The 15370-nt window shown below is 68.8% G+C and carries 10 protein-coding genes; 3 read left to right on the top strand and 7 right to left on the bottom strand.

Features of this window, described 5'->3' with window-relative positions; all coding sequences use genetic code 11:
- Positions 1–123 precede the first annotated feature (123 nt).
- Genes SYV04_RS28860 through SYV04_RS28850 form a run of 3 tightly spaced genes read right to left on the bottom strand, consistent with a single transcriptional unit; the run spans position 124 to position 5036 of the window.
- Positions 124–2202: a hypothetical protein gene (locus SYV04_RS28860; RefSeq protein ID WP_321549162.1), complete on the bottom strand. Its 2079-nt coding sequence runs from the start codon at positions 2200–2202 to the stop codon at positions 124–126.
- Between the two features lie 12 nt (positions 2203–2214).
- Positions 2215–3075 carry a hypothetical protein gene (locus SYV04_RS28855; protein ID WP_321549161.1) on the bottom strand — a complete coding sequence of 287 codons (861 nt, stop codon included), beginning with the start codon at positions 3073–3075 and terminating at the stop codon, positions 2215–2217.
- Positions 3072–5036 carry a serine/threonine-protein kinase gene (locus SYV04_RS28850; RefSeq protein ID WP_321549160.1) on the bottom strand — a complete coding sequence of 655 codons (1965 nt, stop codon included), beginning with the start codon at positions 5034–5036 and terminating at the stop codon, positions 3072–3074. The genes SYV04_RS28855 and SYV04_RS28850 overlap by 4 nt, the downstream gene beginning before the upstream one ends.
- 405 nt (positions 5037–5441) lie before the next feature.
- On the opposite strand from SYV04_RS28850, the gene SYV04_RS28845 reads away from it, so the two are divergent.
- On the top strand, positions 5442–6635 hold the full coding sequence (locus SYV04_RS28845) for a hypothetical protein (RefSeq protein ID WP_321549159.1): 1194 nt from the start codon (positions 5442–5444) through the stop codon (positions 6633–6635).
- Between the two features lie 55 nt (positions 6636–6690).
- On the opposite strand, the gene secA is transcribed toward SYV04_RS28845, so the two are convergent.
- The gene (gene secA / locus SYV04_RS28840) at positions 6691–9507 is read right to left on the bottom strand and encodes a preprotein translocase subunit SecA (RefSeq protein WP_321549158.1); all 2817 of its coding nucleotides are present in this window, start codon (positions 9505–9507) and stop codon (positions 6691–6693) included.
- A 334-nt stretch (positions 9508–9841) separates the two neighbouring features.
- On the opposite strand from secA, the gene rlmM reads away from it, so the two are divergent.
- Together rlmM and SYV04_RS28830 are read left to right on the top strand one after the other, a co-directional pair.
- Positions 9842–10858, top strand: a complete 1017-nt coding sequence (gene rlmM, locus SYV04_RS28835) for a 23S rRNA (cytidine(2498)-2'-O)-methyltransferase RlmM (protein ID WP_321549157.1) — start codon at positions 9842–9844, stop codon at positions 10856–10858.
- 46 nt (positions 10859–10904) lie between these two features.
- Complete coding sequence (locus SYV04_RS28830; protein ID WP_321549156.1) at positions 10905–11597, top strand: GGDEF domain-containing protein; 693 nt, start codon at positions 10905–10907, stop codon at positions 11595–11597.
- Between the two features lie 16 nt (positions 11598–11613).
- On the opposite strand, the gene SYV04_RS28825 is transcribed toward SYV04_RS28830, so the two are convergent.
- The 3 genes from SYV04_RS28825 to recN form a co-directional block, all read right to left on the bottom strand.
- Complete coding sequence (locus SYV04_RS28825) at positions 11614–12531, bottom strand: M23 family metallopeptidase (protein WP_321549155.1); 918 nt, start codon at positions 12529–12531, stop codon at positions 11614–11616.
- A gap of 229 nt (positions 12532–12760) precedes the next feature.
- Positions 12761–13558, bottom strand: a complete 798-nt coding sequence (locus SYV04_RS28820) for a Stp1/IreP family PP2C-type Ser/Thr phosphatase (RefSeq protein WP_321549154.1) — start codon at positions 13556–13558, stop codon at positions 12761–12763.
- Positions 13559–13618: 60 nt separating this feature from the next.
- The gene (recN, locus tag SYV04_RS28815; RefSeq protein WP_321549153.1) at positions 13619–15361 is read right to left on the bottom strand and encodes a DNA repair protein RecN; all 1743 of its coding nucleotides are present in this window, start codon (positions 15359–15361) and stop codon (positions 13619–13621) included.
- Positions 15362–15370: the final 9 nt, after the last annotated feature.

Below are 15370 nucleotides of genomic sequence, written 5' to 3'. Positions count from 1 at the left end.
ACAAAACCCCTCCGGGGCGCGCAAGCTTCACGTCGCGGGAGGCCTACATGCCCACACTTCTTGGGGCTGGCAGGTCAGCGGGCAGCAGGGCGAGCGCCTGGGTCCGGCGCCCCCCCTGCCTGGCTACCGGGACGACTCGCGAAGCCTGCGCCCCAGTAGCACGAGCGCCAGGAAGCTCAGGAACAGCGGCACGCCCGCGCCTCCCGCCGAGGCACAGCCCCAGCCCACTGGAGACCCCAGCTCATCGCCGTCGCCATCCCCGTTCCCGCCGCCTCCGTCGGAGCCGGGTGAGCCACCGTCCGGGCCGGGCGTCCCACCGTCCGGACCTGGCGTCCCGCCGTCCGGGCCGGGCGTCCCACCGTCGTCCTCACCCGTGCCGCCGTCCTCGCCGCCCGTGCCCCCATCCGGAGCATTGGGGTCCGTGACCACCACCTCGTTGGACGTAACGCTCGCGGTGAGCCCATGGGCGTCCTGGGCACGGACCGTGGCGACGTATCTCCCCGGTGGCAATGCCAGCCCCGACTTTTGCGCGGACAGCGCCAGGTCCACGGATTCAAACCCCATCACCTGGGTGGGCTCCTCCACGGTGCCGAGGGCCCACTCGTACTTCGCGATGGGCGTGGTGTTGGTGGGCGTGATGTCGTTGAACGGGTCCCAGGACACGGAGACGGAGTGGGTCAGGCCCGTAGGGGTCAGTGTCAGGGTGACCTGGGGATTCGTTCCACTCGCTGGCGGGGTGAAATCGTTCACCTTCACGCTCAGGAGATACCCATCCGGGACAACGGCGGCGCTGTCGTCATAGTGGTACGGGATCCCAGGCATCCCCGTGGTCGATGAGGTCTGCATGCCGACGATGACCCGGCCGGAGTCCATCAGGCACATCGAGGAGACAGCATCCGTGCTCCCGCCTCCCACGAAAGAAGCCCAGCCCTCGCCTCCCGCGGCGGGAGCCATCCACACGAAGCCCTCCCGGGGATTGGCATCCACCGCATTTTCGATCGCGGGGTCGAACCCGGCATTGGCTCCCTGAAAGTCCGCCGAAGCCGTTCTTCCGCCGACGTAGGCCGTGCCGAAGTTGGAGTCGACCGCGAGACTCAGTGCCTCATCAACGCCACTGCCCCCACGCACCTGGACTCCCTGTGTCTTCCCTGCCCCGTTCACCCAGGCCACGAAGGCATTCTTGCCCTCCGGGAGCGTCCCGCTGACGAGGGAGGGAGAGTCCGTGGTGCCTGCCATCACAAAGGACTGGGATTTCCCGGGTGTGATGGCACTGCCCTGGTCCTCTCCCTCGCCGCCGACGTAGGTCAACCACTCGAGTGTTCCCGACACGTCGAGTTTCACGACGAAGGCATCCGAAATGCCTCCCTTGTATGCATTCAGGACCTTGGCGTCGTAGGGCATCCCCAGAGACGTGGTCGTCCCCACCGCCAGGAGCTTTTTCTGCGTCAGGTCCGCGGTGATGCTGAAGAACTTGTCGGAGCGCGAGCCACCGATGAGCAGCGGCTCTTCACCCCACCCGATCATGGCGCCGAACTCGGTGGGCTCCACCCGCACCACGAAGGCGTTCGGTACGGGCTGCGTCCCCAGCGCGCCCATGAAGTTGCCGGAGGCCGTCCACCCAGAGACGTAGACGATGCCATCAATCACCGTCACGCCCGTGGCTACGTCCTCACCACTGCCGCTCAGGTACAGGAACCAATCCGGATTCCCCTCTGCATCGATCCGGGTCAGAAAGGCATCCGGCACGGTCTCCACGTTCGTGGCCTTCGTGCCGATGACAGGCCCCATGCCCGAAACGGAGGAGGAGGTGGTGCTGCCCACGATGTACAGCACACCGTTCGGTCCTGCCGCGACGGCGTTGGGCGTATCGTCCCCGTTGCCTCCAAATACCGCGACGGGGGTGGTGACGTCTTCGACGAGGCGACCGTCTGAGGGATCGAAGCGGGCCACGAAGAAGTCCTGACTCGTGCGCTCCACTGTCGTGCCCGCGTCCGGAGCGAGGCTCGCCGACTTGGTGCGGCCCACGGCCACGACATAGCCGTTGAGGTTCGTGAGGGCCGCGACGTAGTCGGGGCCGTTGCCGCCCAGGTAGGTACTCCATTGGGCTTCGTTGGGCACCGCGCTCGCGATCAGCGGCAGGGTGACCACGAGTGACACGAGCGCGGCGGCCCGAACGGCGCCACGCGGCAGGGAAACGAACACGGTGAAGCCCCCTCAGAGCAGATCGAAGCCCACGCCCGCCGACGTGGTCAGCAGGAAGCCCCGGTACTGGTTCTTGTCTTCGACGGCGAGGTACTCGGCCCCCACATCCACGAGGAAGGTGAGCCGGTTCGAGGCCGACAGCCGAAGGCCCGCCACCGCGCCGCCACCGTATGCGGAGGCGCCCGGGACGGCCGTGCCGCGAAGCGCCAGCCGGGGCTGCACCGCGCCGTTGCCCAGCAGGAGCCCCGCCTCCGCCCCCACGCCCACGCTGCTGCCCATCAGCACGCGCGCGTTCAGATCCACCATGCCGAGCCCCAACGTCAGGCCGCCGCCCACGCCGACACTCTTGCCCACCGGATCGACGAAGCCGAAGACATCCGGGCGCAGTTGCAGCGACGCGGACGCCTCCTCTTCCGCGGGCTCCTCCACCTCGGGTGGAGGCTGCTTCGCCCGGGCTTCGGCTTCCTCGCGGGCCTTGCGCTCGGCCTCCAGACGCTGGCGCTCAGCCTCCAGCTGCGCTTCCTTCTGCTTGCGCTGCGTCTCCACCGTCTCGCGCGCCGCCTCGGCCATCTTCACGAAGTTGGGAGGAAAGATGATGGGATCCACCTTGAACGCGGGCGCCACCACCGCCAGCTCTTCGAGCTGGATGCGGGCCGAGTCCTCCACGCCCAGCGCGAACAGCGACGCCGCGAGGTACAGCCGGGCCTTGGCCTGGTCCTCTTTGGAGAGCCCAGGCGATTTGAGCTCATCCGTCAGCGCCTTGCGGGCCCGGGCGTAGTCTCCCCGCTCGTAGAGCGTGACGCCCCGCATCTCCGCTCGCGCCGGAAGCGCGGCGAGCATCGTCCCCAGGAACAACAGCACCGCGAATCTCATGGCCCCTCGGTCGCCTTCTCCCAGTTCACCTGGTGCTCCGTTCTCTTGCCCGAAAGGATGCGAACGGTAGCCCGGTACTCCTTGAACTTGGGGTTGCGCAATTCCAGCTGGTACGTGCCCGCCTTCAGCTCCAGGTTGTTGTCCTGCGGCACCTGCCCCCTCTGCTGACGATCCACGAACATGTCCGCCCAAGGCCCCGACTTGATGCGAAGCACTCCCCACCCTGGGCTGACCTGAACCTCGAGCGGAAAGTACTGGTCCGCCGAAGTGCCCGGGCGCGAACCAGGCTTCTTCTGCACAGTCTGGGACGTGTTTGGCGTCTGCTGGGCAACCTTGCCCGCGGAGATCTCCACCGGAGGCGGCTTCGGCGTCTCCTCCGGAGGCGGCGTCACCGTCTTCACCTCCACGGGAGGAGGCGTGGGCGTGGGCGTTATGGGCTCGGCCTTCACGACGGTAGGCGGTGGCTCGACCACGGTCGGCGGCACGGGAAGAGGCGTCTCCCCAGGCCGCAGGAACCAGAAGCCCAGGCCCCCCAGCAGCAACAGCGCGAGCACTCCCACCACCGCCAGCTGCGGCGTGCGGCTCGGACGGACCGACGCCACCCGCTCGGTGGTCGGGTGCGCTCCCGGCGCGACGGTCGGGTCCGCGCGCCTCACGGTGACCGACTCGGGCAGTTCCACCGCCGGCGTCTCGGCCAGCGTCTCGGTGGCCAGTTCGGGCGCGGGCCGCGAGTTCCTCGGCACGGGACGGTTCGCAGCCTGCACGGGGAGCGGCTGGGTGCGGACCGGCGGCACCGGCTCGCTGGGCTTCTCGCCCCGGGGCGACGGCTCCAGGCGCGTGGCGCCATCGCCCAGTTGCCGGGCAATGGCCTTCAGCTCGCGGCGCACCGCATCCACCGTGGTCGGGCGCTGCGCGGTGGTCTTCGCCAACAGCCGCAGCACCAGCTCATCCAGCGCTGGGTGGATATCCACGTAGGTGGAGGGCGCGGGCGGCTTGGCCTGCACGTGCTGGATGGCGATGGACATGGCCGACGGGCCCTCGAAGGGCAGCCGCCGGGTGAGCATCTCGAAGGCAATCACGCCCACCGAGTAGATGTCCGTGTGCGGCCCCACCGCCTGGCCCGTGGCCTGCTCCGGCGCCATGTACTCAGGGGTGCCCACGATCATGCTGGCGCGCGTCTGCGGGCTGGTGCCGTTGGGCATCTCGCTGCGCTTGGCCAGACCGAAGTCGAGCACCTTCACCGACTCGCCGCCGCCCGAGTCGCGCACCACGAAGATGTTGCCCGGCTTGAGGTCGCGGTGAATCACGCCCATGGCGTGCGCGGCGCCGAGCGCTGCCAACAACTCGTCCAGGAGCGCGACGACCTCCACCTCCAGCATGGGCGCGCGCTGGGAGATGACCTCGTCGAGCGGTGCGCCCTCCAGGTACTCCATCACCAGGTACTGGCCGATGTGCGGGATGGTGCCGAAGCCGAAGATGTCGATGATGCCGCGGTGGCGCACGGCGCTGGCCGCCCGCGCCTCGGCGATGAGGTCTCGCGCCCCGGAGCCCTCGGACAGCTCGGGTCGGAGGATCTTGATGGCCACCTTGCGGCCAATGATGGGGTGCTCGCCCTCGTAGACGATGCCCATGCCGCCCGCGCCGATGCGGCGCTTGACGACGAAGTCACCCAACTGCTTGCCCACCATCACATCGCGCGACACCGTGGCTTCCCACCCGCCACTGGCAGGGCTGTCCTCGGCCTCGTCCTCCTCCTCCGGCGCGTCCGGGACGAGCGCCAGCGAGTTGGGGGGCGCCTCGGGGGCCTTGCCCTGCGAGCGGCGAGAGGGCGAGTCGTGGCGAACGGTGGACTCGTCGCCGAAGGGGTTGTCCTCTACGGCGCGTGCGCCGTCCCTAGGACACACCGTCTTTCCTGGAGGCAGCATGGCTCCGCACTGGGAGCACTTCAGCAGGCTGCGCATCGGCTGATTCATAGGTTCCCGGCACCCACTTCGGCATAGAGGCCACATGCCGACTGGTCCGCGCGTCCCACTGGCACCTGATCTCCCCCTGAGCAGAATGAACTCGTGTGACAAATATCACACAATGCGGAGCGCCGTACCACGTACCCCGGGCGCACCAGGCAGGGGAGCACAGGCCATGAGCGAGGGAGCAAAAAGGTGCTCGCCCTCTGACCAGACGCATGGAGCCGAGTACGATGGCGGGTGAGCCATTCCGCATGGCCTCCGAGGTATCCCCACATGGGACACGACAAACCGCCCCCTGGTGGCCCGAAGCCCACATCCGCTGGAAACAAGCAGAAGGACGCATCCGCAGGCAGGAAAGAGGGCCGTGGAGGAGCTGCCTCCGGTGCGCCCACGGTGCCCATGCGGCCTGTCCCCGCGCACGCCGCTCCGACGATCGCCATGAAGCCGATCTCCCTGGAGATGGAGGGAGACGAGGGATTGCACAGCGCCCCCACGGTTCCCATGAAGGCGATTCGCCTCCCTGTCGAGGACATCCCTCAGGCCGTCGCGGTTCCCGCGCCCGAGAAGGCTCCGGAGAAAGCCCCTCGCCCCCGGCAGCCCCCTGCCCCTGTTCCGGTGGAACGGCCGGCGGCCACCTCCAAGCAGCCTCCCGCCCCCGTCGTCGTCATCCAGAAGCCCGCGCCTCCCGCGCCGCTCCCCCAGGCCGCGAGCCCGGCAGCGCCCCCTGCCGCGACGAGCGCCGCTCCCGTTCCCAGCGGCGCCAATACTTCAGCCCCCGCCAAGAGCCCGGCGCCGCAGCCCGGCGCGAAGCCACGACCGCCAGAGCCCACCCGCGAGCGAGCAGCCGTGGTGGTCGAGGTGACCCTCACTCCCCCCGCCCCCGCTCCCGAGCCGCAGGCGCCCGAGCCTCCGCGCAAGCGTCCCGGGCAGTCCACCTCGGTGATGCTGCGCGCCGGCAAGCTCCACGAGCTGCTCGATCAGACCCAAGGGGCGCAAAAGAACGCCCGGCCCTCCATCCCCCTGGCGGCGGTGAAGCTCACCTATGACGGCACCCGGCCCGCCGAAGGCCTCGCCAGCCCCCGCTCCGAGTTGGCCCTCGTGGCCCCCGTGCAGAGCTACCCGGGCCAGCGCACGGTCCTCTACACGCAGAACGTCATCAACCAGTACGCCGTGGCGAGCAACCCCCGCTACTACCTACGGCCCCAGGAGCCACGCGAGGCGGCCCACCTCTTCGTCTTCGACGTCATGAGCTCCCAGCACACCTCGCTGGGGAAAGCCTTCCCCGCGCGGGCCGCCGACACCTTCCGGCCCGGCACGCTCGTGGAGATCTGGAAGTGGCTGAATGAGACCGCGCGCTCGAAGGGGTGGCGCCCGGTGGAAGGCAGCGCCCTGCTGGAGGCGATGGGGCGAGGGTTGCCCATCATCGCCATGGCCGACACGCCCTCGGGCCCTCGACTCGCCGTGGTGGAGCCAGGGCCTCCAGGCCCCGGTGGAAAGCCCCGTCTGGCCAGCGCTCACGAGCCGCGCGGCCAAGGCCGCACGCCGGAGCAGGTCTTCGGAGCCATCGTCGCGCGCTACCTGGCCCACGACTGAGCGCGGGCCAGGTGCGCGGTGACAGCGCCCGGGTTGCCCCGGGCCGCCGTCCTGCCTAGACGCTCGCCTCGGCGGCGCCGTGGCACTTCTTGTACTTGCGACCGCTGCCACACGGGCAGGGGTCGTTGCGGCCCACGCGAGGCCCTTCCGCCTTGGCGGGAGGCTTGGCCACCACGGCGGCCTGGTCGAGCTTGCCTTCCTCGTTCGCCCGGCCTTCCACGGCCTGCTGCTGCCGCTGCGCCATCTGCCGCTGGAGCCGCGCCGTCTCCTCGGCCGTGTTGCGCGCCTGCACGCGCATCATCTGGCTGACGAACTGCGTCTTGATGGCCCCCAGCATCTGGATGAAGCCGTTGTAGCCTTCCTTCTTGTACTCCTGCTTGGGGTCCTTCTGGCCGTAGCCGCGCAGGCCGATGCCCTGCCGCAGGTGGTCCATCGCCAGCAGATGGTCCTTCCACAGCTGGTCGATCGTCGCCAGGTACCGGTACTGCAGGAAGCGCAGGAACTCCTCACCGAACTCCTGCTCACGCTGGAGGATGACCTTCTCGGCCGCCTTGTAGAGGTCCTCCTCGACCTGCTCGCGATCACCCGCGGCGTTGAAGGTCATTTCCAGGTTGAACACGTCCTTCACGTTGCGCTGCAGCGACTCGATGTCCCACGTGCCCGGGTTCTTCGTGGGCATGTACGTGTCGGCCTGAGTGACGATGACGTCCTCGAGCGCGTCCAGCACGAGCTCCTTGAAGTCCGCCCAGGTGACGGTCCGCTCGCTGCGGATCTTCGCCCGCGTCTTCTTGTCCTCCTCGTACTCGATGAGCGGCAGGCCGGCGCCCGCGGCCAGCACCTGGCGGCGCAGCTTGTAGATGGTGCGCCGCTGCTGGTTCATCACGTCGTCGTACTCGAGCAGGCTCTTGCGGATGTCGAAGTTGTGGCCTTCGACGCGCTTCTGGGCACCCTCGATGGCGCGGCTGAGCCACTTGTGCTCGATGACCTCGCCCTCTTCCATGCCCAGCCGCTCCATCAGCCCCTGGATGCGCTCGGAGCCGAAGATGCGCATCAGCTCATCTTCCAGCGACAGGAAGAAGTGGCTGACGCCCGGATCACCCTGCCGGCCGGCGCGGCCGCGCAGCTGGTTGTCGATGCGCCGCGACTCGTGCCGCTCGGTGCCGAGGATGTACAGGCCGCCCAGCTCCATCACCTCGGTGCGCTCGGCCTTCGTCTGCGCCTCGAACTTCTCCTTCGTCTCCTGGAACTTCGCCTTGTACTCGGCGAGTTGCTGCTCGTAGGCGGCCTGCGCGGCCGGGTCCACCGGCTGCCCGTCCACGGGCTCGGGCGGCGTCGGCTCGTCGCCCATGGCCATCTTGGTCATCACCTCGGGGTTGCCGCCCAGGAGGATGTCCGTGCCGCGGCCGGCCATGTTGGTGGAGATGGTGACGGAGCCCTTGCGGCCCGCCTGCGCGACGATGTCCGCCTCGCGCTGGTGCTGCTTGGCGTTGAGCACGTTGTGCGGCACGCCGCGCTTCTTGAGGAAGGTGGACACCACCTCGCTCTTGGCGATGGACACCGTGCCCACCAGCACCGGCTGGCCCTTCTTGTTGAGCTCCTCGATCTCCTTGGCCACCGCCTCGAACTTCTCGCGCTCGGTCTTGTAGACCACGTCCTCGAGGTCCTTACGGACCATCCCGCGGTTGGTGGGGATGACGCGCACGTCGAGGTTGTAGATCTTCGCGAACTCCTCGGCCTCGGTGTCGGCGGTGCCCGTCATGCCCGACAGCTTCGAGTACATGCGGAAGTAGTTCTGGAACGAGATGGTCGCCAGCGTCTGGTTCTCGTTCTCGATCTTCACGCCCTCCTTGGCCTCGACGGCCTGGTGCAGGCCGTCCGACCAGCGGCGGCCGGGCATGAGGCGACCGGTGAACTCGTCGACGATCATCACCTCGCCGTCCTTCACCACGTAGTCCTTGTCGCGCTTGTACAGCGTGTGCGCGCGCAGGCCCTGCTCGACGTGGTGGAGCGTTTCGATCTCGCCCGGATCGTAGAGGTTGTCGATGCCCAGCCGCTTCTGGAGCTTCTCGATGCCGTCATCCGTCAACGACACCGCACGCGACTTCTCGTCCAGCGTGTAGTCCTGGTCCGGAACGAGGCCGGGGATCACCTGGTCGATGCGGTAGTACTTGTCGGTGCTGTCCTCGGTGGGGCCCGAGATGATGAGCGGGGTACGCGCCTCGTCGATGAGGATCGAGTCCACCTCGTCCACGATGGCGTAGTTGAGCTCGCGCTGGACGTAGTCCTGCAGACGGAACTTCATGTTGTCGCGCAGGTAGTCGAAGCCGAACTCGTTGTTCTGCCCGTAGGTGATGTCGGCCCGGTACGAGTCCTGGCGCTGCTTGTCCGTCAGCTCGTGGAGGATGCAGCCGGTGCGCATCCCCATGAAGCGGTAGATGCGGCCCATCCACTCCGCGTCGCGGCGGGCCAGGTAGTCGTTCACCGTCACCACGTGTACCCCGCGCCCGCTGAGCGCGTTGAGGTAGCTGGGCAGCGTGGCGGTGAGCGTCTTGCCTTCACCCGTGCGCATCTCGGCGATGCAGCCCTCGTGCAGGAACATGCCGCCGATGAGCTGCACGTCATAGTGGCGCTGGCCGATCACCCGGCGCGCGGCCTCGCGCGTCAGCGCGAACGCCTCGAACAGCAAGTCGTCCAGCGGCTTGCCGTTCTGCACCTCTTGCTTCATCCGGGCCGTGGCGGCGGCGAAGTCCTCGTCCTTGAGCTCCCGCATCCGGCTCTCGAGCTCGTTGACACGGGAAACCTTCGAACGGGACTTCTTGAGCTCGCGCTCATTTTTCGTCCCGATGAGCTTCTTTAAAGTCCATTCGATCATGCGTTATGGCTCTCTCGCGCCGGGAGAATCCCCGAACCACGGCGGCGAGTGAAGGGAAATCCCTGGAGATGTAAGAGGGAACCCCGGGAAAACCACGCGCGCTCCCGAAGCATTCCTCTTGCCCGTCTGCCCTGCGCGCGGTCGGGACACAGTAAAACGGAACCGAGACCACGCAATGTCCCAGCGTCGAAAGTCCTCCCGCCACCCCTCTCGTCCCGCAGGGCAGCGCCCGGCGGGCCCGCGTCCCGCTCGGACTCAGGGCCGGACTCCCGAGCGCCCCTCCGCCGCCGCTGCTCCGGGCCCTCGCATCCCACCCCGGGTCCAGATGCCCACCATGCCCCCACAGAGCTTGACGGCTCGCGTCGGACGGTGGGTCTGGACTTGCCGCGCGGGCTTCGAGCCCCACCTCTACGAGGAGCTGGCCTGGGCGGGGGCACAGCCGCGTCCGCTGGGCGAGGCGCTCGTCGAGAGCGAGGGACAGCAAGGGCTCGCTCCCGCCTTTGCTCGGCTGGGCTTCCAGGTGCTGGCCAGCACCTCGGAGGAGGCGCTGGAGCCTCTCGCCACCCTGGTGGCGGACGTGGTGGCGGCCCTGCGCCCTGGCTCGCCCCTCGTGCTCCAGGCCTTCACGCCCGACACGCCACGCGGCAATGCGCTCGCTCCCCAGGCCGAGGCCCTTCGGGAAGCGGTTCGCGCCCGCCTGCCCGCTGGCCGGCTGCTCGAAGACTCGGAGCGGGCCCGTGAAGCAGGGGCGCAGATCGTCTGCCTGTGCGTGGCCCCCGGGCTCACCGTGGTGGGCGCCGTACTGGCTCGCGAGGCCCTGTCCCTGGCGGCGGGAGGGCGGCAGCGGATGCGGCGCGCGGGGGAGTCTCCCTCCCGAGCGGCGATGAAGCTGGAAGAGGCGCTCCATGGCCTGGCCTTCGAGCCCGGCCGAGGCGACGTGTGCGTGGACCTGGGGGCGGCTCCCGGGGGCTGGACGCAGCGGCTGGTGGCCCGAGGGGCTCGCGTCATCGCCGTGGATCCGGCGCGGCTGATGCCGGAGCTGGCCTCGAACGCGCGCGTGCGGCACGTGCAGGAGAGCGCCTTCGCCTTCGCGCCAGAGGAGCCCGTGGACTGGCTCTTCTGTGACATGGCCTGGCGCCCGCTGGAGGTGGCGCAGCTGCTCGCCAAGTGGGGGCGGCGCGGCTGGGCCTCGCACCTGGTGGCCAACATCAAGCTGCCGATGAAGGACAAGAACCCCATCCTGCTCCGGGTGCGGCACACGCTCACCACGGACGGAGGCTGGAAGGGGCTGACCGTGCGCCAGCTCTACCATGACCGCGACGAGGTGACCGTCACCGCGCACCGAGTCTGATGGATGGGCCCTGCGCGAGGGCCGCCGCCGCGCTACAAGAGCGGGGATGCCCTACGCCATCGATGACGCCACCGCCACCGCCCTCGTCGCCCTGCACCCCTGGGCCGTCGCCCGCAGTGCCCAGCCCGTCCAGCTCGCCGTGGAGACGCTGCTCGAGGCTGAGCGCGCCCGCAGGGGCCAGCCGGACAAGCTGGGGGCGATTCCAGCGCTCGCGCTCACGCAGGGGATGCTCCTCAAGGAGGAGTTCGACCTGTCCACCCATGCCCACCACGACGGCTGGCGCGTGGGCGCCGTCATCGCCGACGTGCAGGGGATGATCAACGCCAACGCGCGCTTTGGCTTCGGTGTCGGGGACGCGGTGCTCAAGGCCACGGTGGAGTCCCTTGGCGCGCAGTACCCGGGGGCCAAGGTGGTGCGGCTCCACCCGGATGCCTTCGCCGCCCTGCTGACGCCCACCTCGCAGCTCACGGTCCGCGAGGAGCAGCGGGAAGCCACGCGCGCGCGGCTCTCCGAGGATGTGGCGAAGGTGCTGCCGTCAGGCACGCCCGTCGCGGACGTGCCCCGGCACACGGTGACGCTGCTGGAGTTCACCGTGGACCAGCCGTCCCACTGGCAGGTGCTCGGCCCCCTGCTGTGGGCCGAGCTGGAGCGCGCTCACGTGATGGAGCGGCTGGGGCGGACGACGGACGTCATCCAGCGCCGGCGCATCCGCCTGGACGGCTTCGTCCCGGGCGCTTGAGGCACCTCGGAGGCGACTACTCCTCAAGGATGAACTTGCGCGGGTTCTGCGGGATGCCGTTCACGCGGACTTCGTAGTGCAGGTGCGGGCCCGTCGAGCGGCCCGTGTTGCCCACCGCCGCGATCAGCGAACCGCGCTTCACCTTGTCACCGGCCTTCACCAGCATCTTCGCCAGGTGGCCGTAGCGCGTCTTGATGCCGTAGCCGTGGTCGATGACGAGCACATTGCCGTAGCCGCCCTCGAGCCCCGCGAACACCACCGTGCCGTCCGACGGCGCGAACACTTCCTTGCCGTGCGGCGCAGCAATGTCGAGGCCCGCGTGCATCACCCGGTCCGCCGTATACGGATCCAGGCGCGAGCCGAAGTCGCTCGTCACCCAGCCGCGCGCCGGCCACAGCGAAGGCGTGGAGGCCAGCAGCGACTTCTGGTCCTGGAAGTACGCCTGCAGCTCCTGGAGGCTCTGCTCCTGCCGCGTGGCCTCGGCCGACAGGCGATCCAGCCGCCCCATCAGCGCGTTGGGCGTCTCGCTCGTCGCCAGCTGCGTGAACTGCGTGTCCGTCGTCGGCGCCGTGGTGCCCGGCTCCGTCTCCGTCGGACCCATGGCCAGGTTGCGCTGCGGGTCCGACAGCAAGGTGATCGCACGCAGCTTCTGGTCGAAGCGCTCTACCCGGTCCAGCGTCGAGCCGATGTGCTCGATGCGCTCACGCACCGACTTCAGCTGGCCGCGGAGCGTCAGGTTCTCTTCCCTCAGGATGCGGTTCTCCGCGGCGTCCTGCGCCACGCGGAAGTAATGCATGGTCCCACCCAGGCCCATGCCCGCCAACAGCAGCACCCCAACACCCACCTGCACCAAGAAGGACTTCTGGATCTGGTAGCGCTTGACCGGAGAGTGGTGGTCCGAAACCACCATGACGGTGTAGGTCTTCTTTGCCACGAACAACTCCCCTGTTTACGCTTTCGGCATGGGCTCTACGGCGCGGAAAGCTAAGTCTTCCCCTCCCGCATCACACCTGCCCGCCCTTACCCACTCCCGCGAGTCCGTCCCTCAGCGGCATTTCGCCGCTGCTGGAACAGTTTGCGCAGCTAGCATCTGCGTTTCTTGAGTGTCAAGGTGAACAGACCGCCGACCCCTACACCGGGTTCCGCAGGGGTCGGAAGATCCGTCACGCCTGAACTTTCACAAGGATGACGGTGATGTTGTCGTCACCGCCCCGGTCATTGGCCATGTCGATGAGCTTCTTCGGCATGTCCGCGACATCGGGCGTATTGAGGACCAGCTCGTGGATCTCCCGATCCTCGAGCATGTTGGCCAGGCCGTCCGAGCACAGCATGAAGACATCGTTGGGCTCGGTGAGCACTCCCATCACGTCCACCTGGACTTCCTCTTCGAAGCCCACCGAGCGGGTGATGATGTTCTTGTAGCGCGAGTGCTTGGCTTCCTCGGGGGTGATCATCCCCGCCTTGATCTGCTCGTTGACCAGCGAGTGGTCCTCGCTGATCTGCTGGATGAGCTCGCCGCGCACGAGGTAGGCGCGGCTGTCACCCACGTGGGCGAAGAAGGCCTGGTCATCCTTCACCACCAGGGAGATGACGGTGGTGCCCATGCCGGAGAGGCGTGGGTCTTCCTGGGCGGCGGTGTAGATGGCCAGGCAGGCCTTCTCCACCGCGTTGCGCAGCGCCTCAGGAATCAGGGAGTCCTGAAGGTTGGAGGTGGAGATGAACGGGTTGTCCCGGCTCTCGCGAGCGCGGCGCATCTCCTTGTCGATGGTCTCCACGGCAATGCGGGAGGCCGTACCACCACCGGCGTGGCCTCCCATGCCGTCCGCCACGACGTAGAGCTGCAGCTCATCGTCAATGAGGAAGCTGTCCTCGTTGTGGTTGCGCTTACGACCGACGTCGGTCTGACCAGCCGAGACGACCTTCAGTCGAGGTGCAGCGCTCTGTCCTGCGGTTTTGGACACGGTGCCGGATGCTATGTGACGACTTGGAGCGGGGCAAGGACGCGGATCTTCCGACCCGAATCAGGCGCTCCGTCGAAGCCGCCCCCGTGCCCCACCGCCAGGCGTCGACACCCGCCTGGGACGGGGCGTGGACCCCAGCGCCCGGTTCGCCGACCGCACCAGGGCCTCCGCCGCCCCCAGGGCCTCGCGCGTCACCTCCACCCCCGAGAGCATGCGGGCAAGCTCCTGCGTCCGCTCGGCCCCCGCGGCCAGGGGAACCACCTCGGAGACGGTACGCTCCCCCTTGAGCCCCTTGCGGATGAGCAGGTGAGCGTCCGCATAGGCGGCCACCTGGGGAAGGTGGGTGATGCAGAGCACCTGCCGGTGGCCACTGACCTCCTTGATCATCCGGCCCACCACGTCCGCGATGGCCCCGCTCACACCCGAATCCGCCTCGTCCAGTACGTAACAGCCGCACCCGTCGCTATCGGCGAGCGCTCGCTTGAGCGCCAGCAGCAGCCGGCTCGCCTCGCCGCCGGAGGCCACCTTGGCCAGCGGGCGCGGAGGCTCGCCAGGGTTGGCGCTGAAGAAGAACTCCACCTCGTCGATGCCCTCGGGCCGCAGCGTCTCCCCCGGGGTGACGCGCACCTCGAAGGCGGCCTTGCCCAGGGCCAGCCCCGCCAGCCCCTCCCGCACCTGGAGCGAGAACTCCCCCGCACAGGCAGCGCGGGCGCGCGACAGGCCTGTAGCACTCTCTCTCGCCCGGGCCTGGGCCACCTGCCGCTCCTTGGCGAGCCCCTCGAGGATCTCCTTGCGGTTCTCCAGCGTGGACAGCTCGACCTCCAGCTCCCCACGCTTCTTGAGCACGCCGTCCAGGGCGGTGCCGTGCTTGCGGCACAGCCGCTTGATGGCGTCCAGGCGCTCCTCCACCTCCGCCAGCCGCGAGGGGTCCGACTCGAGCCCTTCCGTGTAGCGGTTGAGCCGCCGCTGCGACTCCTCGATCTCCGCCACCGCCGAGCCCAGCGACTGGACGATGGGCGCCAGCGTCGCGTCACACCGCGCCGCGTCGTTGAGCAGTCCCAGGGCCCGCCCCACCGTCTCCAGAACGGAGCTCTCGTCCCCGGCGATGAGCAACTCGGCCTCGGACGCCTGGCGCTTGAGCTTCTCCGCGCTGCCCAGCCGGCGCCGCTCCACGTCCAGCTTCACGTCCTCGCCCGGCTCCGGAGCCAGGCGGTTGATCTCTTCCAGTTGGAAGCGCAGGAACTCGGCGCGCTCGCGCACCCGGGCCTCGTCGCCGCCCAGCGACTCCATCCGCTCCTCCACCTCGCGGACGCGGGCGTAGTGCTGACCGTACGTGGCCAGGGCCTCGCCCAGCTCGCCATAGCGGTCCAGCAGCGTGCGGTGGAGGCTCGAGTCGAAGAGGCTCACGTGCTCGTGCTGGCCGGCGATGTCCACCAGCCCTCGCGTGAGCCGGGAGAGCACCCCCACCGTCACCAGCGAGCCGTTCACGTACGCCTTGCCACGCCCGTTGCGCCCCAGCACCCGGCGCACCAGCACCTCCTCGCCCAGCGCCGGCAGCCCCAGCTCTTCCAGGCGCGCGGCCAGCGCCGGACTGCACGCGAACACGCCCTCCACGGCGGCCTCGTCACAACCCGCCCGGATGACATCCGCATCCGCCCGGCTGCCCAACAGCAGCCCCAGTGCGTCCACGAGGATGGACTTTCCGGCTCCGGTCTCTCCCGTGAGCACGGTCAGCCCCGCCCCGAATGCAACCTCCACCTCTTCAATCACCGCGACGTTCGAGATCCGAAGTCCCAGCAGCACACGCCCTCC

The organism is Hyalangium ruber, from assembly GCF_034259325.1.
GTDB lineage: Bacteria > Myxococcota > Myxococcia > Myxococcales > Myxococcaceae > Hyalangium_A > Hyalangium_A rubrum.
The sequence above is the reverse complement of the archived record's forward strand: the minus strand, read 5'-3'. Positions and strand labels throughout refer to the sequence as shown.